A 19,217-nucleotide genomic window follows, 5' to 3' on the forward strand; every position below is an offset into this window, starting at 1 on the left:
GAAGGGTCAGGAGGTTTCGATGTCGACACCCGCAACCCGCAGCCGTGAGAACACGCGTGCCCGTCTGCTCGAAGCGGCGGCGCAGGTCTTCGCCGAGGTCGGGCTCGACGGAGCCTCGGTCGAAGCGGTCTGTGAGCGAGCCGGCTTCACCCGCGGCGCGTTCTATTCGAACTTCGAGTCCAAGGACGAGCTGTTCCTCATGCTCGCCGCCAGCGTCTCCGAGGTGCGGGTGAACGCGGTGCGCACCCGTGTCGAGGAGCTGACCGCCGCCGGTGCCCTGGTCGAGGGATGCGATCCGATCGATCTCGTGCAGCAGATCATGGAGCTCGGCGGAGACGACCGCCTCGGCGTCATGCTGCTCAGCGAGATCCGCATCCGCGCCCTGCGCGACGCGAGGTTCGGCGAGGCGTATCTCGCGCAAGAGCGCGAGATGGTCTCGAGCATCGCGCACATCGTCGACGACATCATCTCGGCAGGCCTGCTGCGGCTGCGGCTCCCCGCCGAGATCGCCGCGCGCATGCTCATGATCATCTGGGAGGGCATGACCGTGCGAGGAGCGATGGCCGGCCAGGATGACGCGCAGCTTCGGCACTCCGGTGGCGAGGAGCTCGGCCGCCTGGTGCAGCTGCTCATCGAGCCGTAGTCGGCGTCGCCGTTCCCCGAGCCCTCGCGGTGTGACGACTCGCTGCGAGGGAGAGCAGTGCGGCACCGGCCAGGAGCGCAGCCGTCACGAGGAACGTCACCTTCAGTGCTGCGGTGAGCGCCTCCGGAGACGCTGTCGCGATCTCTGCTGCGCCGGAGGCTGCGGCGAAGAGCGCCGCGAGCACGGAGGCGCCGGTGACGAGCCCGAGGTTGCGGGACAGGCCGAGCAATCCTGATGTGACGCCGCGGTGCTCTGTCGGCGTCGCACTCAGGACTCCGGTGTTGTTCGCCGCCAGGAACAGCTGGTACCCGGGGGCGAGCAGCACAGTGCCCGTGATGTAGCCGATGAGCCCCCACCAGGAGGGCAGCAACGCGAGCGCGAGGGCTCCGACGACCATCGCCGAGAGCCCCGCTGTGGTCATGAGCCGCGTGCCGAACCGGTCGACCGCGCGGCCGGCGATCACACCGGTGCAGATGGAGGCGAGTGGTCCCGCGGCCATGGTCGCCCCGATCGCGGCCGGAGCGAGGTGCAGCCCTCCCGCGAGGAAGAAGGGGCCGACCACGAGAGTGCTCATCATGACGGTGCCCACGATCAGGTTGAGCACCGCCCCGATCGAGACGTCGCGAGTGCGGAGCAGAGCCGGCGGCAGGAGCGCAGAGGAAGCGCGGGCCTCCCGGAGGGTGAACAGAGCGGCAGTGACGATCGCGCCGCCGAGGAGCGGCATCGTCGGCCAGGATTCGTCGGCACCGGGCGAGGTCACGCCGAGCGTGTAGAAGGTGACGGCCGCCGTCAGCAGCAGCACGCCGCCGATGTCGAACCCGCGTCGGGGCCCGCTCGCCGCGGACGTATCGCGATCGGTCATGCCGGTCAGAACCGCGACCAGCACGCCGAGCGGCGCCATGGCTGCGAAGATCGTCGGCCACCCCGCCACCGTGATCAGGAGGCCGCCGAGCGCGGGACCGGAGGCGGTGCCCACGGCGGCCGTCGTCCCCAGCAGACCCATGACGCGCCCCAGGCGCTCCGGCGCGACCACGTCGCGGGCGCGGGCGAGAGGGAGTGCCATCATCACGGCAGCGCCGACGCCCTGCAGAGCGCGGGCGCCGATCAGCACCCCCAGCGTCGGAGCGAGCGCGCAGAGCACGGCGGCGAGGGTGAAGATGACGACGCCGATCCCCAGGATGCGTCTTCGCCCGAGGAGGTCGCCCAGGTATCCCACCGTGAGGCTGGTCGCTGTCATCGCCAGCAGGTACGCGAGCGCCACCCACTGTGTCTGGGAGAAGGTGCCGTCCAGGTCTCGGGCGATCGTGGGGAGCGCCATGTTGGCGGCGCTGGTGCCGAGGGACGCGACCAGAACGCTGAGAGCGAGCCCGGCCGTGCCTGAGCGAAGGGGGGAAGTCGTGGCCACGGTCATGTCCTCAGCATCGATCGCGCCATCGCTGAACAGCAACTCAGGTTGCCGAAAGCGGGATGGCGGTGATGGGATGAGGCCATGGACGAACACGAGGCGGTCATCGACGCGACGCTGGAGCAGATCGGTCCGAGGCTCCAGGCGCTGCGCCTTCGACGAGGAGCGACACTCGCCGAGGTCGCCTCGGCCACGGGAATCTCGAAGAGCACTCTCTCGCGCCTGGAGACGGGTCAGCGGCGCGCGAGCCTGGAGCTGCTCCTGCCGCTCGCGCGCATGTACCGGGTGTCGCTCGATGACCTCGTGGGCGCTCCCGAGACCGGCGACCCGCGGGTGCGGCTGCGTCCGCGGCGCGTCAACGGGCGCACTGTGGTGGCGCTCACGCGCCAGCCGGGTGAGAGGCACGCGTGGAAGATCATCGTGCCTTCCGAGGCCTCGGAGCCGAAGCTCACCTCGCATGAGGGGTCGTCATGGATGTACGTGCTCACCGGCCGCATCCGGCTCATCGTTGGTGACCGCGACATCGTGCTCGAGGCGGGGGAGGTCGCGGAGTTCGATACGCGCACGCCGCACTGGTTCGGCGCCGATGGGGAGCACGACGCCGAGATCCTCACGATCTTCGGCGCGGAAGGCGGCCACGGTCCGCGCAGCACCGACCTTGCGACGCGCCACCTCGCCGAGGTGCTCGGCGGGCCTCCGCAGTGACGTGCGAAGGGGGCCACGCCGCGGCAGTCGGCCTCAGTGTGCGGCGGTCGAGAGCTCATAGTGGCAGCGGGCGAGGCGCGCGAGCCACCATTCGCGTCGTTCGTCCGATGCGGCGAGACGACTGAGTGCCTCCGCATCGGGTGTCACTCGGCCGACCGGGATCGAGCCGTCGACCGGGCGCAGGTCGGCCACGTCGTCGAGGAACAGTGATGCCGTGCCGAGCCCGCAGTCGTAGTCGAGTGTCGGGAGGGCCGCAGCGAGGGCGGCTCCTTGAGACAGGCCGATCGCGGTGTCGAGGGCGCTCGAGACCACGACGGGGAGCCCCGCGGCGGTGACGATCTGCAGCGCGTGAGTGATGCCGCCGAGGGGCTGTGCCTTGATCACGAGCAGGTCGGCCGCGCCGGCACGGGCGACCGCGAGCGGATCGGACGACTTGCGCACGCTCTCGTCGGCGGCGACCGGGATGCCCATGTACTTCACGCGCCGACGGAGATCCGCCAACTCGGGCACCGTCGCGCAGGGCTGCTCCACGTATTCCAGGTCGTACTCGCCCAGCGCGTGCACGGCGTGCTCGGCCTCGTCGACGTTCCAGGCTCCGTTCGCGTCGATCCTGATGCGGCCCTCAGGGCCCATCGTCTCGCGCACGGCGCGAACGCGCGCCACGTCGTCGGAGAGGGTCTGCCCCGGCTCGGCGACCTTGACCTTCGCCGTGCGGCATCCGGGGAATCGCGCGAGCAGCTCGGGCACGCGCGACGCCTCGATCGCGGGCACCGTGGCGTTCACGCCGATCCGATCTCGCAGCGGCTCGGGCTGCTCGCGCCAGGCGAAGTCGATGGCGGCCGCGAGCCATGTGGCTGCCTCCGCATCGTCGTACTCCGCGAACGGTGAGAACTCCGCCCACCCCTTCGGTCCCTCGAAGAGCAGGGCCTCCCGCACGTCGACGCCGCGGAAGCGACTGTGCATCGGGAGGGCGACGACCCTGGCCGAATCGAGCAGGTCTGAGAGCGGCGGGATCATGTCAATCGTTCTCCAGGATCTTGGGGAGATGCCCCAGTTCGTTGAGGCGGCGGATGAGGCGTGAAGCGAGTGGCCCTCTGCTCAGTGAGAGCTGATAGAAGCGGGGACCGTCTTGCGCCTGGCGGAGCAGCCCGCGATCGAGGAGTGCGCGGATGACCCGGGAGCGTTGGGAGGCGGTGCCGGGGATCACCGATTCGAGATCGCCGGCCTTCACGACGCCGGCCGCGAGAACCGCGCGTAGCACCGTCTCGTCGGCGCGGCTGAGGATCCCGTCCCGCGTCAGCTGCGCCAGCGCCGGGCCGACGAGCGCGGCCTCGACGAACTCATGGTCTTGTAGCTGGACGAGTCGGGCGAGGTCGTCGCGGATGCCGCGTGCGAAGAAGGTGATCCACGAGACGGTTCCCTCGTCATCCAGCGCATCGGCGGATTCGAGGGCCGCGATGTAGGCCGACCGATCGTTGCCGAAGACCGCGGCCGGATTCAGTGCGCTGTAGCCGCGCGTGGCGAATACCGTCTTGCGGAGCATCGCGTATGTGAAGAGCCGGGATACGCGTCCGTTGCCATTGCGGAACGGGTGAATCCAGACGAAGCGGTGATGCGCGAGCGCGATCTGCATTATCTGCTCGTGCATCGGACGGTCATGGTTGGCGAAGGCGAGCAGGTCTGAGATCTCGGCGTGCACCGTGACCCAGGATGGAGGCACGTGGCCCGAACCGGAGATCGCCACATCTTGCTCCCGGTAGGCCCCCGGGGTGGGATCCCCTTCTCTGATGAGCCCGTCGACGGTGCGTGCGTGCAGATCTCGAACGAGCCCATGTGTGAGCGGAAGGGAAGGATCGAGGGTGTCGAGGTATCGCACTGCCTCGACGATGTTGGAGATCTCGCTGAGATGATCATCGAATGATCGCGCTTCTGCCGCGCCGATGGTCTCGACGGCTTCGTACACGGTTGTGTGATTGCCTTCGATGCGCGCGGAGATCACACTCATCACCGTGTCGAAGAGGAGATGCAGTTCAGTGACGATCTCACGGTGAGTCGTTCCGGTGCCGATGTCGGCGCGGAGCCGCTCCACTTCGAAGAGGAGCGGCACGAGGTCGGAATCGAATGCGGGCTGCGGGAGTCGATAGAGGTTGTTCATCGATGCTCCTCCGATCCACTGCGAACTTCTTTGATTGTGTCAGACTTATTGCCGAAGTTGCGGTCAAGAACCTTGATTCAGGTGGGATCTGACGAGTTTCTCCTCTTTAGGAATTTGCGCCTGCAGCGCAGGCCTTCTTGCGCGAGAGGCCTGCGACCGCTGCACGTCAGGCCAGGTGTTTCTGCAGCTCGCCCATCCGCTCGGTGGGAACGAATCCGAGCAGCGTGTTCACGGCGAGCATGTGTGCGTTCGATTCCGCGTTGTACGTGTAGACGGCAGGTGCGTGAGGAGCTCGGTGCTGCAGCAGGCGGAGGTTCGCGATCTTCACTGCCGTGCCGAGGCGGTGTCCACGGTCGGCCCGGCGCACGAGCGTGCCCCATTGGTACGCATTGCCGTCGTCGCCCGACACGACGAGCTGGGTGTAGGCGGCGACCTGGCCCTCCGGCGTCAGCGCGACGGTGCCGATCGGAAGACGGTTCTGCCGGACGAGGAGCTCCTCCTGCTCGCGGATGCTCTCCACATCGGGCTTCGCGGGTGCGATGTCGAGATCGCCGCTGGGGGCTTCGGTATCGATCGAGGCGTCGAGGATCGCCCAGCCTTCGACGACGTCATCCGGCACCGGTCCGATCCAGCTCCGGACCGAGTAGCCCCTGGTCGCCGCAGCGATGTCGGCGTCGATCCGGTCGAGCACCTCGAGGTCGAGCGGGAGTGCGAGCCGGTTCTGCACGTCCCCGAGCGCGAGCGCGTAGCCGTGGCGGCGGGCGAACTCGCGACCGGGTGCGCCCTTGCCGTCGGATCCGAGCTCGTACGGCCACGAGGTGTCGCCCTGCGCGGTGGTGCGTCCGGCCTCGGCGGCTTCTGCCTCGAGGAAGTCCAGGGCGGTGCTGCCGACTCCGCGTCGTCGATGCGCCGGCGGCACATGGACGGCGAGGTGCGCGACGTGTGTGTTGTCCTTGAGAGGGAGTGCGAGGCCCGCTGCGCCGACGACGGTGCCGCCGTCGCGCAGCAGGAGGGGGCGTCGCTCGAGGGTCCGGGACTGCTGCTGCATCGCGTTGCGCGTCTCCTCGCGGGACCAGACCGGGATGTCGGCTCCGCGGTCGGCACGTTCGGCGGCTGCATAGGCATCCCACCAGGCGTCCACCTCCGCGGCGTCGAACGGGTCGATGCGCGTGATCTCGAGCGTCATGACTCCACGCTACTTCCCCCTTCCCGTCCGTCCGGGACTGTCCCAAACGTACGCTGGACAATAGCGTGTGACGCACAGTAATGTGGGCTGCATGAACGAGACGCTCGACACGCATCTGCAGGAGCTGCGGCGCGGCACCGTGGTGCTGGCCTGCCTGCAGCTGCTGCGCACGCCGGGCTACGGCTATTCGCTGCTCGACCAGCTCGAGAAGCGCGGCTTCGCGACGGATGCGAACACCCTGTATCCGCTGCTGCGCCGCCTGGAGAAGCAGGAGTACCTCACGAGCGAGTGGAACACCGAGGAGGCGAGGCCGCGCAAGTTCTACCGCACCTCGGACGCCGGCGTCCGCCTCGCGGACACCCTCACCGACGAGTGGCGATCGCTCACCACGGCGATCGCGTCCCTCACTGCAGAGGAGAACTGACATGACCACCACCGCCACGCTCACCGAGCGGTACATCAGCGCCACGATCCGCAGTCTTCGACCGGATGCGCAGGACGATGTCCGCGCCGAGCTCGAAGCCTCCATCACCGATGCGGTCGAGGCGCGAGTCGAGCAGGGTGAGGCGCCGGAGGCCGCCGAGCGCGCGGTCCTCACCGATCTCGGCGACCCCGGGATCCTGGCCGCCGGGTATGCGGATCGCCCGCTGCACCTCATCGGCCCCCGCTACTACCTGACCTGGTGGCGGCTGCTCAAGCTGCTGCTCATCATCGTTCCGGCCTGCGCCGCCGTCGGTGTCGCGATCGCGAAGTTGATCGAGGGGGCACCGGTCGGAGACGTGATCGGTGCGATCGTCGCCGTCACCCTCTCGGTCGTCGTTCACATGTGCTTCTGGGTGACGCTGGTGTTCGTCGTGCTCGAGCGCACCGGTGCCGACGCGGGGGAGGAGTGGGACGTCGATCAGCTGCCCGTGCCGACCGAGAACGGCGCCGCGCGCAGCGACATGATCGCCACTCTCGTCCTCCTCGGCATCGGCATCGCCGCGGTGGTGTGGGATGCGACCCGCGGGTTCTTCCCGACCGGCGGCGATCCGATCCCGATCCTGAACCCCGGGCTCTGGCCGTGGGGGATGACCGTGCTCATCGCCATCATGCTCGCCGACGCCGTCCTGGCGGTCGCCGTGTACCGCCGACGCCGGTGGACGGTCGGTCTCGCCGTCGTCAACACGGCGCTCTCGATCGCGTTCGCCACCTGGGCGGTGACACTTCTCGTGCGGGACGAGCTGCTGAACCCGGAGTTCGTGCAGTTTGTGTTCGCCGACAACGGGGTGGACGCCGACACGTTGCGCATCCTCGCGGTGATCACCGGAGTCGGCATCATCGCCGTCCAGACCTGGACCATCATCGACGGCTGGGTGAAGGCCTGGCGCGCTCGCCGCGGGCGCGAGGAATAGGCTGGATGCCGTGACCACCGCATTCGTCTCCGACCTCTTCGACCCGGCCGAATGGGTGCTCGCGCCCGGTGCTGAGGACTACACCGACATCACCGCGCACGTCTCACGCGACGGCGGAGTCGCACGCATCGCGTTCAACAGGCCCGAGGTGCGCAACGCGTTCCGTCCGCACACCGTGGATGAGCTCTACCGCGCGCTCGACATCGCTCGTCAGGATGCGCACATCGGTGCGGTGCTGCTCACGGGCAACGGCCCGAGCCCGAAGGATGGCGGCTGGGCGTTCTGCTCGGGCGGTGACCAGCGCATCCGCGGTCGCGACGGCTACAAGTACTCCGACACGGAGACCGCGATCGTCGACGGCGCGGGCCGTGCCGCCGTCGGCCGCCTGCACATCCTCGAGGTGCAGCGGCTCATCCGCTTCATGCCGAAGGTCGTCATCGCGGTCGTGCCCGGATGGGCGGCCGGCGGCGGACACTCCCTGCACGTGGTCTGCGACCTCACGATCGCCTCCGCAGAAGAGGCGCGTTTCAAGCAGACGGACGCCGACGTGGGCAGCTTCGACGCCGGCTACGGCTCCGCCTACATGGCTCGCCAGACGGGGCAGAAGTTCGCCCGCGAGGTGTTCTTCCTCGCGGAGGAGTACTCCGCCCAGCGTGCGTACGAGATGGGGGCGGTGAACCGCGTGGTGCCGCACGCCGAGCTCGAGCGCGAGGCGCTGAAGATGGCGCGCACGGTGCTGACCAAGTCGCCGACGGCGATCCGCATGCTGAAGTTCGCCTTCAATGCCGTCGACGACGGGCTGGTCGGTCAGCAGGTCTTCGCGGGAGAGGCCACCCGTCTCGCCTACGGCACCGACGAGGCCGTCGAGGGTCGCGACTCGTTCCTCGAGAAGCGCGACCCCGACTGGTCCTCCTTCCCCTGGCACTACTGAGTCGGAGACCCGCATGACCGCCCTGATCCCCACGGATGCCGAAGATCCGGTTCTGCTGCGGGAAGCCCTGCGGCGTGCGCTCGACGGGGGCCCTGCTCTGGGGCTCGGGATGGTGGACGGCGCCCCGGAGAACGTGGCGGACGGCCTCGCCGCCGTGATCGCCACGTCGGGATCGAGCGGCATCCCGAAGCGGGTCGCCCTGAGCGGGGAGGCCCTGCGGGCGAGTGCCGAGGCCACGGCGGCGCGCATCGGCAGCGGACGCTGGCTTCTCGCGCTGCCGGCCGGCTATGTCGCGGGGCTTCAGGTGCTGGTGCGGTCGATCCTCGCCGACACGCGACCGGCGCGGATAGAGGGCCGGTTCTCGCCGGTGTCGTTCGCCGAGGCGACTCTCGAGATGCTGCGGCCGGCGTCGAGCGCGGGGATCCCCGACCTGTACACCTCTCTCGTCCCCGCTCAGGTCGCGACCCTGCTCGACGCGGCGGATGACACCGCCGTGCGGGCGGCGCTGCAGGCCTATCGGGCGATCCTGGTGGGCGGCCAGTCCCTCCCGGAGCCGCTGCGGGAACGGGCGGCCGACCTCGGCGTGCGGCTGGTGCGCACCTACGGTTCGACCGAGACCAGCGGAGGATGCGTCTACGACGGCGTGCCCCTCGACACGGTCGGCGTGCGAACGGTCGACGGGGAGCTGCGCATCGCCGGTCCCATGCTCGCCGAAGGGTATCTCGGCGACGGGTCGCTGACCGCCCGCACGTTCGTGCGCGATGAGCACGGCATCCGCTGGTACCGCACGGGCGATCTCGGCCTCGTCGAAGACGGTGTCGTCCGTGTGCACGGCCGCGCCGACAACGTGATCGTGTCCGGGGGGATCAACATCTCCCTCGATCGGGTGGAGCGGATCGTCCGGCGGATCGCGGGCCTTCATGAGGCCGTGGTCGTCGGTGTGGAGGATGAGCGCTGGGGCGAGGCGTCCGTGATCGTCGCGGCTCGGGGCGAGGTGCTCCGCCGCAGCGAGTCGGAGCAGCTCGCGCACGCTCGCGACGCCGTCGAGGACGAACTCGGCAGACACGCCCGTCCCGTCCGGCTGATCATGGTGGACGAGATCGAGATGCTCTCCTCGGGCAAGCCCGACCGCGAGGCCATCCGTCGCATGGTCGCCGACCTGCGCTGAGCGCACGCTCTGCCAGACTGGGCCGCATGGCCTCGTACACGCATGGACATCACGAATCCGTCCTCCGCTCGCACAACGTGCGCGACATCGCGAACTCCGCCGAGTACCTTCGCCCTCATCTCACCCCCACGACTCGTCTTCTCGACGTGGGCGCGGGGCCCGGCAGCATCACGGCCGACTTCGCCGGCATCGTCGCCCACGTCACGGCCACCGAGATCGATGAGAGCGCCCTGTCGCTCTCGCAGGGGCTCGTGGCCGAGCGAGGCCTCACCAACCTCTCGTTCTCGATCGAGGACGTGCACGCGCTGAGCTTTCCCGACGACTCGTTCGATGTCGTGCACGCGCACCAGGTGCTCCAGCACGTCGGCGACCCGGTGACGGCCCTGCGCGAGATGCGCCGCGTCGCCGTTCCCGGGGGGATCGTCGCGGCGCGAGACGCGGACTACGCGGGCTTCGTCTGCTTCCCGGAACTGCCGGAGCTCGATCGCTGGCTCGCCCTGTACCGTGCGGCGGCGCGGGCCAACGGCGGGGAGCCGGATGCCGGACGCCGGCTGCTGTCGTGGGCGCGCGCGGCGGGCTTCACGGACGTCACCGCGACGGCATCCACGTGGTGCTACGCGTCTCCCGCCGAGCGGGCTTGGTGGGGTGGCATGTGGGCCGACCGCATCCTCGAGTCGGCGCTCGCGCGGCAGCTCGTCGACAGCGACATGGCGACGCGGGCCGATCTGCACGAGATCAGCGACGCTTGGAAGCGCTGGGCCGATGACGGCGACGGGTGGTACCTGGTGCCGCACGGCGAGATCATCGCCCGGGCCTGACGCGGCGGAGATACATCCCGCGACGGATGCCCGCGGCCAGGCCCTCGCGTAGCGTGGGGGAGTGATCCGCCCGCTCTCCCGCACCGCGCTGATCCTCGACATCGTCGGGGCGGCGCTGCTGTTCCTCGTACTCGTGCCGACCTCGCTCGTGTTCTACGGGCCGGGGACGGGCAACGACGCGATCGGGGGGTTCGCGGTCGTGGGCGTCTTCATCGCGAGCGTGCTGATGTGCGGTGGCGTCGCGATCGGCCGGCTCGCCCCGGGGTGGGCTCTCGCCGCGGCGTGGGCCGGTGCCGTACTGCAGATGCTGTCCGGCTTCGGGCCGCTCCCGGTGAACTTCGCGATCCTGCTCGTGCTCTACGCCACCTCCGCGTGGGGCACGCGCCGCGTGCTCTGGTGGGGCTTCGGATCCGCGTTGTTCGGAGGGTTCGTCGCGGCCATCTTCATGATCATCGTCAACGGTGTCGCCTTCGGAACCGGATCCGGCTGGGAGAAGGTCACCGCGGGCACGCTCCTCCTCGTCATCTCGGTCATGGCGCTCGGTTTCGCCTGGGTGTGCGGACTGCTGTGGCGTGTGGTGCTGCGCGCTCGCCGCACCAGGTCGGCCCAGCTGCAGGCGGAGGCGCTCGCCGCGGAGGAGCAGGAGCGCGTGCGCATCGCGCGCGACATGCACGACGTCGTCGCGCACTCGCTGGCGGTCGTGATCGCGCAGGCCGACGGCGCCCGATACGCCGCCGCCGTGAAACCCGAGGTCGCGACCGAGGCACTCGGGACCATCGCCCAGACGGCACGCGGCGCTCTGAGCGACGTGCGGATGCTCCTCACGCAGCTGCGGCACCGGCAGGGCGACGGTCCGCAGCCGACGCTCGCCGATCTCGAAGCGCTGTTCGCGCAGGTGCGGCAGGCGGGTATCGAACCGCGGGTCACGGTCGATCCGACGCCGCCGGGGGAGCCGCCCGCCGCCATCCAGCTCGCGGTCTACCGCATCCTGCAGGAAGCCCTCACGAACGCGATCCGACACGGCGACGGCGCGGTCGACGTGAACCTCGCCTGGCTGCCGGATCGTGTCGACGTCGACGTGCGCAACACGGTCGCAGGCGAGGCGACAGTCGCGCCGGGCGGACACGGAGTCATCGGCATGCGTGAACGCGCGCAGCTCGTCGGCGGTAGTCTGCAAGCCGAGCGCCGAGGGACACAGTTCGTCGTCCACGCCACGCTCCCGATCGGAGTCTCCGAATGATCAGAGTCGTGCTCGTCGACGACCAGGCGCTCTTCCGTGCCGGCATCCGGATGCTCGTCGCCTCCCAGCCCGACCTCGAAGTGGTGGGGGAAGCCGGCGACGGGAAGGAGGCGCTCGACGTCGTCCGCATGACCCGGCCGGACGTGGTGCTGATGGACATCCGGATGCCGGTCATGGACGGGCTCACCGCGACCGCCGAGATCCTGGCACGTCCGGAGCCGCCGCGCATCGTCATGCTCACCACGTTCGACCTCGATGAGGCGGCGGCGCGGGCCATCCGTCAGGGGGCGAGCGGCTTCCTCCTCAAGGACGCCGACCCCGAGTTCCTGCTCGCCGCGATCCGCACCGTGCACTCGGGATCGAGTGTGATCGCCGCCTCGGCGACACGCGACCTGTTCGAGCACTTCGCCGAGGCGCCCAAGCCCGTGCCCGCGCAGTACACCGAGCTCACGGACCGTGAGCGGGAGATCTTCGCGCTCGCCGCCCGCGGGCTCTCGAACTCCGAGATCGCCGCTCGCGAGTATCTGAGCGAGGCGACCGTGAAGACGCATATCAGTCGCATTCTCAGCAAACTCGCGCTGCGCGATCGCGTGCAGCTGGTGGTCTTCGCCTTCGAGCACGGCCTCGCCTGATCCCCCGCGCGCTCCGGCGGGCCCCGCAGATCATCCTTGCGATGTATGCCGAAGGGTCCCCGGGAGCGATGACCCGCGCGGGCCCGCGGAAATAACGTCGGAGTCATGGAGATCACGACCACCGACCTGGGGCTCGCCGCCCGCGTCCAGCACCTGAAGAAGACCTACGGCTCCGGCGAGGGCACCGTCCGCGCGCTGGACGATGTGAGCGTCGGCATCCGCCGCGGGCAGTTCACCGCGATCATGGGGCCGTCCGGTTCCGGCAAGTCCACACTGATGCACATCATGGCGGGACTCGACAGTCCCACCGAAGGGCGTGCCTGGATCGGAGACACCGAGATCACCGGCCTCGGTGACATCGACCTCACGATCCTGCGGCGTCGACGCGTCGGCTTCATCTTCCAGGCGTTCAACCTGGTCCCGACGCTCGATGCGCTCGGCAACATCATGCTTCCGTTCGAGCTCGACGGTCGTCGGCCGAGTGCGATCGAGCGGGCGCGCATCGACGGACTGGTCGAGACGCTCGGGCTCGGTTCGCGTCTCGCTCATCGTCCGCACCAGCTGTCCGGCGGTCAGCAGCAGCGCGTGGCGATCGCCCGTGCCCTCGCCACCGCACCGGATCTGGTCTTCGCCGACGAGCCCACCGGCAACCTCGACTCGAAGACCGGGCGCGAGGTGCTTCGACTGCTCGCCACCGCGAGCCGCGAGCACGGCCAGTCCATCGCGATGGTCACGCACGACGCGATCGCCGCGAGCCACGCCGACCGCGTGCTCTACCTCGGCGACGGCCGCATCGTCGCCGACCACCCGCGCCAGAGCGCCGAGGAGATCTCGGCCTACATGCTCGCTGCCGAGGTGGCGGCATGACCGCCGTCGCCACGGTCGTCCCCGAATCGCGGGCGACCGGCCCCCGGCTGGCGTGGCTGCGCGACCGGGGGATGGGCGCGAGCATCCTGGTCGCTGCGTTGTCCGCCGCGTTCGGTGTGCTCCTCGTCGAGATCACCGCCTACATCGGTGCCGTGCTGCAGGCTGACCCCTTCATCGGTGACAGCGGGACGCTCGCCTTCGTGGTGGCCCTGCTGTCGGTGCTGCTGACCGTGGTCGCGATGTATGTCGCCGCCATCGTCACCGCGAACACCTTCTCGACGATCATCGCCGGACGCACCCGTCAGATCGCGCTCATGCGTCTGATCGGGGCGACCGCGCGTTCGCAGCGGTCGGAGGTCGGAAAGCAGGGACTCGTCGTCGGGCTTCTCGGCGCGGCGATCGGTCTGCTCGCCGGCCTCCTGCTCGCGGTGATCGGGGTGCAGATCGGCGGGCAGCTGATCGACAACGCCCCCTCCGACTTCTCGCTCGCCCAGCCGTTCGTGGCGCTGCCGGCGATCGGTGTCGCCCTCACCACCTGGGCGGCGGCGTGGGCAGGCTCCCGGCGCGTGCTGTCGGTGACCCCGCTGCAGGCACTCGGCGGTTCGGTCGAGCGCACGCACGACGAGGTCTCCGGCAAGGCGGGGCGGCACATCGGCGCCTGGGTGCTGCTGATCGCCGGCGCCGCGCTCCTGGTGGGCGGCGTGCTGGTCGGACTCCTCACACCGCTCGGTGTCGTGGTCGCCTTCTTCGGAGGCGTGCTCTCGTTCACGGGCCTCGCTCTCGGATCCGTCCTGTTCATGCCGCCGGTCCTGCGCCTGGTGGGACGCATGTTCGGCTCGAGTGCGACCGCGCGCCTCGCCGCCGAGAACGCGCTGCGCTACCCGGAGCGCTCGTCGCGGATGGCGATCGGCGTGGTGATGGGGGTGACCCTGGTGACGATGTTCGCCGTGGCCCTCGAATCGGCCAAGCGTCTGATGATGAGCCAGGTCACGGGCGAGGTCCCGGAGGAGTTCTTCGCCCCGATGGACGCGTTCGCTGCGGTGATGATGGTGCTGGTCGCCGTCTCGGCCGTGATCGCCGCGGTCGGTCTGGTGAACCTGCTCACGATCGGGGTGGTGCAGCGGCGCCGGGAGCTGGGACTGCTGCGCTCGATCGGTCTGTCCAACCGCCAGGTGCGACGGATGGTGCTGCTCGAAGCCACGCACATCACGGTTGCGGCGACTCTGACGGGGCTCGTGCTGGGCGTCGTGTACGGCTGGATCGCCGCGCAGTCGCTGCTGGGCTCGGTGCCGACCCTGCCGGAGTTCACCCCGGCGGGGCTCGTGGCTCCGCAGATCCCGTGGATCCCCGTCGCCATCATCGTCGTCGCGACGGCGGTGCTCACGCTGGTGGCGGCGGCGACGCCCACGAGGCTGGCCACCAGGGTGGCTCCGGTCGAGGCGCTCGCAGCGGATTGACGCCTCTAGGCTGGTCGGATGCCGTCGCCGTTCGATCAGTCCACGTACCAGGTCCGCCTCGACTGGGGCACTGCGGGTCTCGCCCGTCTCGCCACCGCCGATGTCGTCGTGGTCGTCGATGTGTTGCGGTTCTCCTCCACGGTCATCGATGCCACGGCCTCGGGTGTCATCGTCGCCCTGGAAGAGGCGCAGCGCTGGTCCCGCAACGGTGCAGCCGTGGTCGCCGCGGCCTCCACGGACTCGACGGTGCTCGTGGGAGGCCTCCGCAATGCGGCGGCTGTCGCGCGGGCGGTGCAGACCATCCAGGAACGACGGCAGGCACGCACTTCGGTCGCCGTCATCGCGGCGGGTGAGCTCGACTCCGCGGGGACGCTGCGGTTCGCGGTCGAGGACCAGCTCGGAGCCGGAGCGATCGTGTCGGCGCTGTCTGCGCGGGGCATCGATCACACGGCTCCGGATGCTGCGGTGGCCGCGGAGGGGTTCCACGCGCTCCGTGGCGCCGTGCGGCACATTGTCGGTGCGAGCGGTTCCGGCCGCGAGCTCGCCGACGAAGTCACAGCGACCGCCCGCATCGAAGCGTCGGGGCTGGTGCCCACATCGGTGGCGGACGCCGCGGTGCTCGACGCGGTCGATCTCGTGCCGGTACTGCGCGACGGATCGTTCACGCGTTTCGAGTGACGCCCGCTTCGTGTGCGGTTATTCCGCCGGATGCCGCGGGGCGGGCGCTGCTTCGGTTCGAGGCACGTAGGGTCGTGGCATGAGGTACCTTCCCGCTGTCGTCGTCGATGTCGTGCTCGTGCTGATCTTCGCCGCGATCGGCCGCGCCTCCCATGATGAGAACCCTGCCGGGTTCCTGCTCACGGCGTGGCCCTTCCTGATCGCCCTGCTCATCGGGCATCTCCTCGCCGCGCTGCTGCCCGGTCGGCCACGCCGCCCCTGGTCCGTGCTGTGGGGTGCCGTGGTCTGGATCGTGACGGTGGCGGGAGGAATGCTCATCCGGGTGCTCAGCGGCGATACCGCCGAGGTGCCGTTCATCGTCGTGGCGACGCTCGTGCTCGGGACGTTCCTGGTGGGCTGGCGCGCGATCACCGCGCTGCTGCGTCGCCGGCGCAGTTCTCCTGATGCGGCCGAGGCCACACGGGCCGAAAGCCTCGACGAGCCGAACGACTGAGTCGCCGTCAGCGCGGCATCTGCGCGGCGAGGCGCACGTCGGTCGAGATCTCGCGTCGGGTCCAGGCGAACAGATGCCGGGAATCGAACGTCCGTGAGCAGCGCGCGCACGATGTGGGTCTCGTGGGGCGACGGTGCCGGTAGGTCACGTGCCCCGCGGGGCAGCTGCCCACCCAGGGAGCGAGCTCCACGGCCGTCTCACCGTGATGGGTCGTGCCGCCGACGTAGCCGAGGTCGCGGGCGACGCGCTTCCATACCGGTCCATGCGCTGCCGCGTGGCCGGCGAGGGCGTGCGCGACCTCGTGCAGCAGCACCTGGTGGATGTCGTCGTCTTCGAAGCGTGCGGCGAGGTAGCGCGACACGGTGATGCGCTTCTTCGTGTAGTCGCATTGGCCGGCCCGACGCTTGGCATTGTCGAAGCCGAAGGACCAGCTGTCGTCGAGATGCAGCGTGATCAGTGCTTCGCCCCAGACGCGCACACGGTCAAGTTCCGCCATGCGATCAGGCTAAGCCATGCCGCCGACATCGTCGCGGCACGGATCAGCCCGCGATGAGCTGCGGCGGGCGACGTCGCTCGACGGCCTCGATGGCCAGGAGCGCGGTCTCGAGCTCGCTGTCCTGCGCGCCGGACTCGCGCCGAAGGAACAGCGACTGCTTGAAGCTCTCCCTGGCGGTCTCGTAGTCGCCCGCGTCGTAGGCGTTCTTGCCGTGGTGCTGGTAGGCGAAGGCGGCGATCGAGAGCCAACGCTGCCCTTCCGCCTCGGTCGCGCAGGTCGAGAGCTCCTGCTCGGCCGCGGCATGCGCGCCACGGTACTGCAGGATCGTCGCGTGCAGCACGCGGGCGCGCAGAACGTCCTTGCGAGTGCCGGCCATGCGTGCCTGGCGCACCGTCTCATCTGCCAGATCGAGCGCCTCGTCGAGGCGGTCGAGCACCTTCAGCAGCCACACGCGCTCCAGCAGAGCGGGCAGGCTGCGCTGCGAATCGATCTCCGCGAGACGTGTCTCGCACTCATCGAGATCGACCTTTTCGCGGAGGGTCTCCTGGTCGTATCCCCGGATGAAACTCATTGCTCTCCTTCCGCAGCGTCCCCCACCAGTCTGCCTTCCGGTCGCGGGCTCGTCGGGGCGGCGCGCCCTGGTCTCGGCATCCTGTCCGCGACACGCCGTCGCCCCGCTGCGTCGGTTCTTCCCGGGGTGCCGGATGACCGCGTCGTGGCTCAGCGCAGGAAGAGTGAAGCGTCCGGTCGAGGGGAGGCGACGGCGTCGACGTCGGTGACGATCCGTGCGCCCTGGATGAAGGCGTCGACCTCTGCGCCCTGCGCGATCTTCGCGGGGTGGGGGCCTGCGGCCAGGATGCGCGGCAGCCACTCCGTCGGCAGGGGAGTGGCCGAAGCGGCGATGACGAGGTTCCCGAAGCGTCGCCCCTTGAGCACCTGGGTGTCGGCGAGGATGCCGATCTCGGGGAGCACGTGCGCGATCGTCGCGGCCTGCCGGCGGGCGAACGCGAGCCCGGGACCGTCGGCGACGTTGACGAGGAGCACACCGCCGGTCGACAGCAGCTGCGCCAGCTCGCGGTAGAACTCGACGCTGGTGAGGTGGGCCGGCGTCTGCGCCCCCGAATACACGTCGGAGACGACGAGGTCGCACTGTGCCCGCAGCGCGCTCGGCAGCTTCGCGACTCCCTCGCGGGCATCGCCGATCCTGATCCGGATCGGTGCGCCCTTGGGCAGGGGGAGGTGCTCCCGCACCAGCTGCGCGAGCGGGGCTTCGAGTTCGATGACCTGCTGACGCGAGCCCGGGCGCGTGGCCTCGATATAGCGAGGGATCGTCAGCGCACCGGCACCGAGGTGCACGGCCGTCAGCGCACCCGGTGCGAGCTGGTCGATCACCGCTCCCATGCGCACGATGTACTCGAAGTGCAGGTGCGTCGGGTCGTCCAGGTCGACGTGCGACTGCGGGGTGCCGTCGACGATCAGCTCGAAGCCGCTCGTGAACTCCGACGGAATGATGCTGGCGATGCCGCCGTGGTCGAGTCGCGCCTGGGGGTGCTCGGTGTCTCGCGATCTCGTCCGGCCCATGGGCACGAGCCTACGCGCTGGGGGCGAGCGTCAGCGCTGCCTGCCGTTCGCGCAGGTCTCCTGCTCCGCCGTCTGCCCGGAGATGGCGGAGTCGAGCGTCGCGCGCGGCGCCGGAGCCTCCGTCCCCGAGGCGTCGGTCGCGGGAGTGTCGGTCGAAGGATCCGTCGCCGGAATCTCCGCCTCGGTGCCCGGTGCTGGTTCGACGAGCTCGACGCCTCCGTTGTTGCTGACATCGCCGGTGAGCTGCACGGGCTGGCCGGCCTTCAGGGCGTCCCAGATGGTGGCCGCGGCGTCGCGGTTGGGGATCACGCGGTCGGAATCGTCGGGGTCGGCGAACACCGGGTACTGCAGGAAGACGAACTCCGAGAACGGCACATCCTTGACCGACAGTGCGAGCTGGGCGAGCCGGACCGGGTTGGCCAGCTTGTCGCTCGGGTCGATGTTGTCGACGACGGTGTTCGCGAGCCCCAGCACCTTGCCCGGGTCGGAGAGCACCTCGTCGCTCATGATCTTCTTCACCAGGCGAGACATGTACTGCTGCTGGTTCGACACCCGTGCCATGTCGCTCTCATCGCCGACGCCGTGCCGTGTGCGGATGAACTGGAGCGCCTCGTAGCCCGAGACGGTGCGCGGTCCCGGCCCCCAGTCGATGGCCGTCTGCTCGTCGCGGATGCCCTCGCCGCCGATGCACACCTCGACCCCGCCGATGGCGTCGGTGACGTCGATCACCCCGTCGAAGTCGATCTTGGCGGCGAAGGGGATCTCCACACCGGTGAGGTCGGTGACGGTCTTCGCCACGCACGAGATGCCGGCGCGCTGGAAGATCGAGTTGATCTGCGTCTTGCGCGTCGCCGAGGCGACGGAGCCGTCGGGCAGGGTGCACTCGGGGGTCTCGAGCATCAGGTCGCGGGGGAACGAGATCACGGTGACCTTGCGCGGTTCCGCCGACACATGCACGAGCAGGTTCACGTCGTTGAGGATCCCGCCGTCCGCTTCCGAGCAGCGCTCGCCCAGCAGGCCCGTCGACACTTCGCCGCACTCGTCGGTGCCGATCAGCAGCACGCTGAACTCGCCGGGGAAGGCGCTGATGGAGGGGGGTTCGACCTCGGGAGCGTCTTCCAGCGTGACGGCGCCCTCGTTGAAGCGGTTGAAGTAGTCGGTCACGACGAACGCGGCGACAGCGATCGCGGAGACCAGCACGACACCCAGCGTGATCCCGGCGATCTTCAGGAATCCTCTGGCGGGCCCGGGGGAGGGGAGCGTCGCGTGGCGGGCGACCGTCGAACGGTCCTTGTCAGGGGTGCGGCGAACCATCCGGGGAGCCTACCGGGGGAACCTGATGTTACGGCCGCGTGACGATTGTGGGAG

General features: G+C 69.6%; 21 protein-coding genes. 13 read left to right on the forward strand and 8 right to left on the reverse strand.

The genetic code is table 11. From position 1 onward, the window contains the following. Positions 1–19 precede the first annotated feature (19 nt). A complete protein-coding gene (locus tag D514_RS20570; RefSeq protein WP_017828148.1) occupies positions 20–643 on the forward strand; it encodes a TetR/AcrR family transcriptional regulator in 624 nt (207 codons plus the stop codon). On the opposite strand, the gene D514_RS20575 is transcribed toward D514_RS20570, so the two are convergent. Then, entirely contained in the window at positions 630–2,048 is a 1,419-nt protein-coding gene (locus D514_RS20575; protein ID WP_186004800.1) for an MFS transporter, read from the reverse strand. The two genes, D514_RS20570 and D514_RS20575, sit on opposite strands and share 14 nt — an antisense overlap. Before the next feature lie 84 nt (positions 2,049–2,132). On the opposite strand from D514_RS20575, the gene D514_RS20580 reads away from it, so the two are divergent. After that, positions 2,133–2,753, forward strand: a complete 621-nt coding sequence (locus D514_RS20580; protein ID WP_017828150.1) for a helix-turn-helix domain-containing protein — start codon at positions 2,133–2,135, stop codon at positions 2,751–2,753. A gap of 33 nt (positions 2,754–2,786) precedes the next feature. Here D514_RS20580 and D514_RS20585 read toward each other — a convergent pair whose 3' ends face one another. From D514_RS20585 to D514_RS20595, 3 genes are all read right to left on the reverse strand, one after another. Next, positions 2,787–3,770 carry an o-succinylbenzoate synthase gene (locus D514_RS20585; RefSeq protein ID WP_017828151.1) on the reverse strand — a complete coding sequence of 328 codons (984 nt, stop codon included), beginning with the start codon at positions 3,768–3,770 and terminating at the stop codon, positions 2,787–2,789. 1 nt (position 3,771) lies between these two features. Then, positions 3,772–4,908, reverse strand: coding sequence for a Fic family protein (locus D514_RS20590; protein ID WP_017828152.1), 1,137 nt, complete (start codon positions 4,906–4,908; stop codon positions 3,772–3,774). Positions 4,909–5,074: 166 nt separating this feature from the next. Next, positions 5,075–6,094 (reverse strand): GNAT family N-acetyltransferase, encoded by a 1,020-nt coding sequence (locus D514_RS20595; protein ID WP_017828153.1) that lies wholly within the window; start codon positions 6,092–6,094, stop codon positions 5,075–5,077. A 91-nt stretch (positions 6,095–6,185) separates the two neighbouring features. Here D514_RS20595 and D514_RS20600 point away from each other — a divergent pair, with 91 nt between their 5' ends. The 11 genes from D514_RS20600 to D514_RS20650 all read left to right on the forward strand — a co-directional run bounded on the left by D514_RS20600 (position 6,186) and on the right by D514_RS20650 (position 15,772). After that, on the forward strand, positions 6,186–6,518 hold the full coding sequence (locus tag D514_RS20600; protein ID WP_017828154.1) for a PadR family transcriptional regulator: 333 nt from the start codon (positions 6,186–6,188) through the stop codon (positions 6,516–6,518). A gap of 1 nt (position 6,519) precedes the next feature. Further along, complete coding sequence (locus tag D514_RS20605; RefSeq protein WP_017828155.1) at positions 6,520–7,488, forward strand: permease prefix domain 1-containing protein; 969 nt, start codon at positions 6,520–6,522, stop codon at positions 7,486–7,488. 10 nt (positions 7,489–7,498) lie between these two features. Next, entirely contained in the window at positions 7,499–8,419 is a 921-nt protein-coding gene (locus D514_RS20610; protein ID WP_017828156.1) for a 1,4-dihydroxy-2-naphthoyl-CoA synthase, read from the forward strand. 13 nt (positions 8,420–8,432) lie between these two features. Then, positions 8,433–9,587: an AMP-binding protein gene (locus tag D514_RS20615; RefSeq protein ID WP_017828157.1), complete on the forward strand. Its 1,155-nt coding sequence runs from the start codon at positions 8,433–8,435 to the stop codon at positions 9,585–9,587. Positions 9,588–9,613: 26 nt separating this feature from the next. After that, positions 9,614–10,405 (forward strand): class I SAM-dependent methyltransferase, encoded by a 792-nt coding sequence (locus D514_RS20620; protein ID WP_017828158.1) that lies wholly within the window; start codon positions 9,614–9,616, stop codon positions 10,403–10,405. A 61-nt stretch (positions 10,406–10,466) separates the two neighbouring features. After that, positions 10,467–11,645 carry a sensor histidine kinase gene (locus D514_RS20625; RefSeq protein WP_017828159.1) on the forward strand — a complete coding sequence of 393 codons (1,179 nt, stop codon included), beginning with the start codon at positions 10,467–10,469 and terminating at the stop codon, positions 11,643–11,645. Further along, a complete protein-coding gene (locus D514_RS20630) occupies positions 11,642–12,277 on the forward strand; it encodes a response regulator transcription factor (RefSeq protein WP_017828160.1) in 636 nt (211 codons plus the stop codon). Before D514_RS20625 ends, D514_RS20630 begins: the two co-directional genes overlap by 4 nt. Before the next feature lie 105 nt (positions 12,278–12,382). After that, the gene (locus tag D514_RS20635) at positions 12,383–13,144 is read left to right on the forward strand and encodes an ABC transporter ATP-binding protein (RefSeq protein ID WP_017828161.1); all 762 of its coding nucleotides are present in this window, start codon (positions 12,383–12,385) and stop codon (positions 13,142–13,144) included. Next, positions 13,141–14,601, forward strand: coding sequence for an ABC transporter permease (locus D514_RS20640; protein WP_017828162.1), 1,461 nt, complete (start codon positions 13,141–13,143; stop codon positions 14,599–14,601). The genes D514_RS20635 and D514_RS20640 overlap by 4 nt, the downstream gene beginning before the upstream one ends. A gap of 18 nt (positions 14,602–14,619) precedes the next feature. Beyond that, positions 14,620–15,279, forward strand: a complete 660-nt coding sequence (locus D514_RS20645; protein ID WP_017828163.1) for a 2-phosphosulfolactate phosphatase — start codon at positions 14,620–14,622, stop codon at positions 15,277–15,279. Between the two features lie 79 nt (positions 15,280–15,358). Next, positions 15,359–15,772, forward strand: coding sequence for a DUF3054 domain-containing protein (locus D514_RS20650; protein WP_017828164.1), 414 nt, complete (start codon positions 15,359–15,361; stop codon positions 15,770–15,772). A 7-nt stretch (positions 15,773–15,779) separates the two neighbouring features. Here D514_RS20650 and D514_RS20655 read toward each other — a convergent pair whose 3' ends face one another. From D514_RS20655 to D514_RS20670, 4 genes are all read right to left on the reverse strand, one after another. Continuing rightward, positions 15,780–16,268 carry a SprT-like domain-containing protein gene (locus D514_RS20655; RefSeq protein ID WP_017828165.1) on the reverse strand — a complete coding sequence of 163 codons (489 nt, stop codon included), beginning with the start codon at positions 16,266–16,268 and terminating at the stop codon, positions 15,780–15,782. Positions 16,269–16,311: 43 nt separating this feature from the next. Further along, on the reverse strand, positions 16,312–16,839 hold the full coding sequence (locus D514_RS20660) for a hypothetical protein (RefSeq protein ID WP_017828166.1): 528 nt from the start codon (positions 16,837–16,839) through the stop codon (positions 16,312–16,314). A 149-nt stretch (positions 16,840–16,988) separates the two neighbouring features. Beyond that, entirely contained in the window at positions 16,989–17,849 is an 861-nt protein-coding gene (locus D514_RS20665) for a spermidine synthase (protein ID WP_017828167.1), read from the reverse strand. 30 nt (positions 17,850–17,879) lie between these two features. Continuing rightward, on the reverse strand, positions 17,880–19,163 hold the full coding sequence (locus D514_RS20670; RefSeq protein ID WP_017828168.1) for an LCP family protein: 1,284 nt from the start codon (positions 19,161–19,163) through the stop codon (positions 17,880–17,882). Positions 19,164–19,217 lie beyond the last annotated feature (54 nt).

This window comes from Microbacterium sp. UCD-TDU, assembly GCF_000340625.1.
Lineage (GTDB): Bacteria > Actinomycetota > Actinomycetes > Actinomycetales > Microbacteriaceae > Microbacterium > Microbacterium maritypicum.

Bases quoted from the DNA above. Each gene is read 5' to 3' on its own strand.
- D514_RS20620 (WP_017828158.1), top strand. From the start codon at position 9,614: ATGGCCTCGTACACGCATGGACATCACGAATCCGTCCTCCGCTCGCAC.
- D514_RS20640 (WP_017828162.1), top strand. From the start codon at position 13,141: ATGACCGCCGTCGCCACGGTCGTCCCCGAATCGCGGGCGACCGGCCCC.
- D514_RS20570 (WP_017828148.1), top strand. From the start codon at position 20: ATGTCGACACCCGCAACCCGCAGCCGTGAGAACACGCGTGCCCGTCTG.
- D514_RS20585 (WP_017828151.1), bottom strand. From the start codon at position 3,770: ATGATCCCGCCGCTCTCAGACCTGCTCGATTCGGCCAGGGTCGTCGCC.
- D514_RS20600 (WP_017828154.1), top strand. From the start codon at position 6,186: ATGAACGAGACGCTCGACACGCATCTGCAGGAGCTGCGGCGCGGCACC.
- D514_RS20605 (WP_017828155.1), top strand. From the start codon at position 6,520: ATGACCACCACCGCCACGCTCACCGAGCGGTACATCAGCGCCACGATC.
- D514_RS20590 (WP_017828152.1), bottom strand. From the start codon at position 4,908: ATGAACAACCTCTATCGACTCCCGCAGCCCGCATTCGATTCCGACCTC.
- D514_RS20580 (WP_017828150.1), top strand. From the start codon at position 2,133: ATGGACGAACACGAGGCGGTCATCGACGCGACGCTGGAGCAGATCGGT.
- D514_RS20645 (WP_017828163.1), top strand. From the start codon at position 14,620: ATGCCGTCGCCGTTCGATCAGTCCACGTACCAGGTCCGCCTCGACTGG.
- D514_RS20595 (WP_017828153.1), bottom strand. From the start codon at position 6,094: ATGACGCTCGAGATCACGCGCATCGACCCGTTCGACGCCGCGGAGGTG.
- D514_RS20670 (WP_017828168.1), bottom strand. From the start codon at position 19,163: ATGGTTCGCCGCACCCCTGACAAGGACCGTTCGACGGTCGCCCGCCAC.
- D514_RS20650 (WP_017828164.1), top strand. From the start codon at position 15,359: ATGAGGTACCTTCCCGCTGTCGTCGTCGATGTCGTGCTCGTGCTGATC.
- D514_RS20615 (WP_017828157.1), top strand. From the start codon at position 8,433: ATGACCGCCCTGATCCCCACGGATGCCGAAGATCCGGTTCTGCTGCGG.
- D514_RS20630 (WP_017828160.1), top strand. From the start codon at position 11,642: ATGATCAGAGTCGTGCTCGTCGACGACCAGGCGCTCTTCCGTGCCGGC.
- D514_RS20635 (WP_017828161.1), top strand. From the start codon at position 12,383: ATGGAGATCACGACCACCGACCTGGGGCTCGCCGCCCGCGTCCAGCAC.
- D514_RS20665 (WP_017828167.1), bottom strand. From the start codon at position 17,849: ATGGGCCGGACGAGATCGCGAGACACCGAGCACCCCCAGGCGCGACTC.
- D514_RS20660 (WP_017828166.1), bottom strand. From the start codon at position 16,839: ATGAGTTTCATCCGGGGATACGACCAGGAGACCCTCCGCGAAAAGGTC.
- D514_RS20655 (WP_017828165.1), bottom strand. From the start codon at position 16,268: ATGGCGGAACTTGACCGTGTGCGCGTCTGGGGCGAAGCACTGATCACG.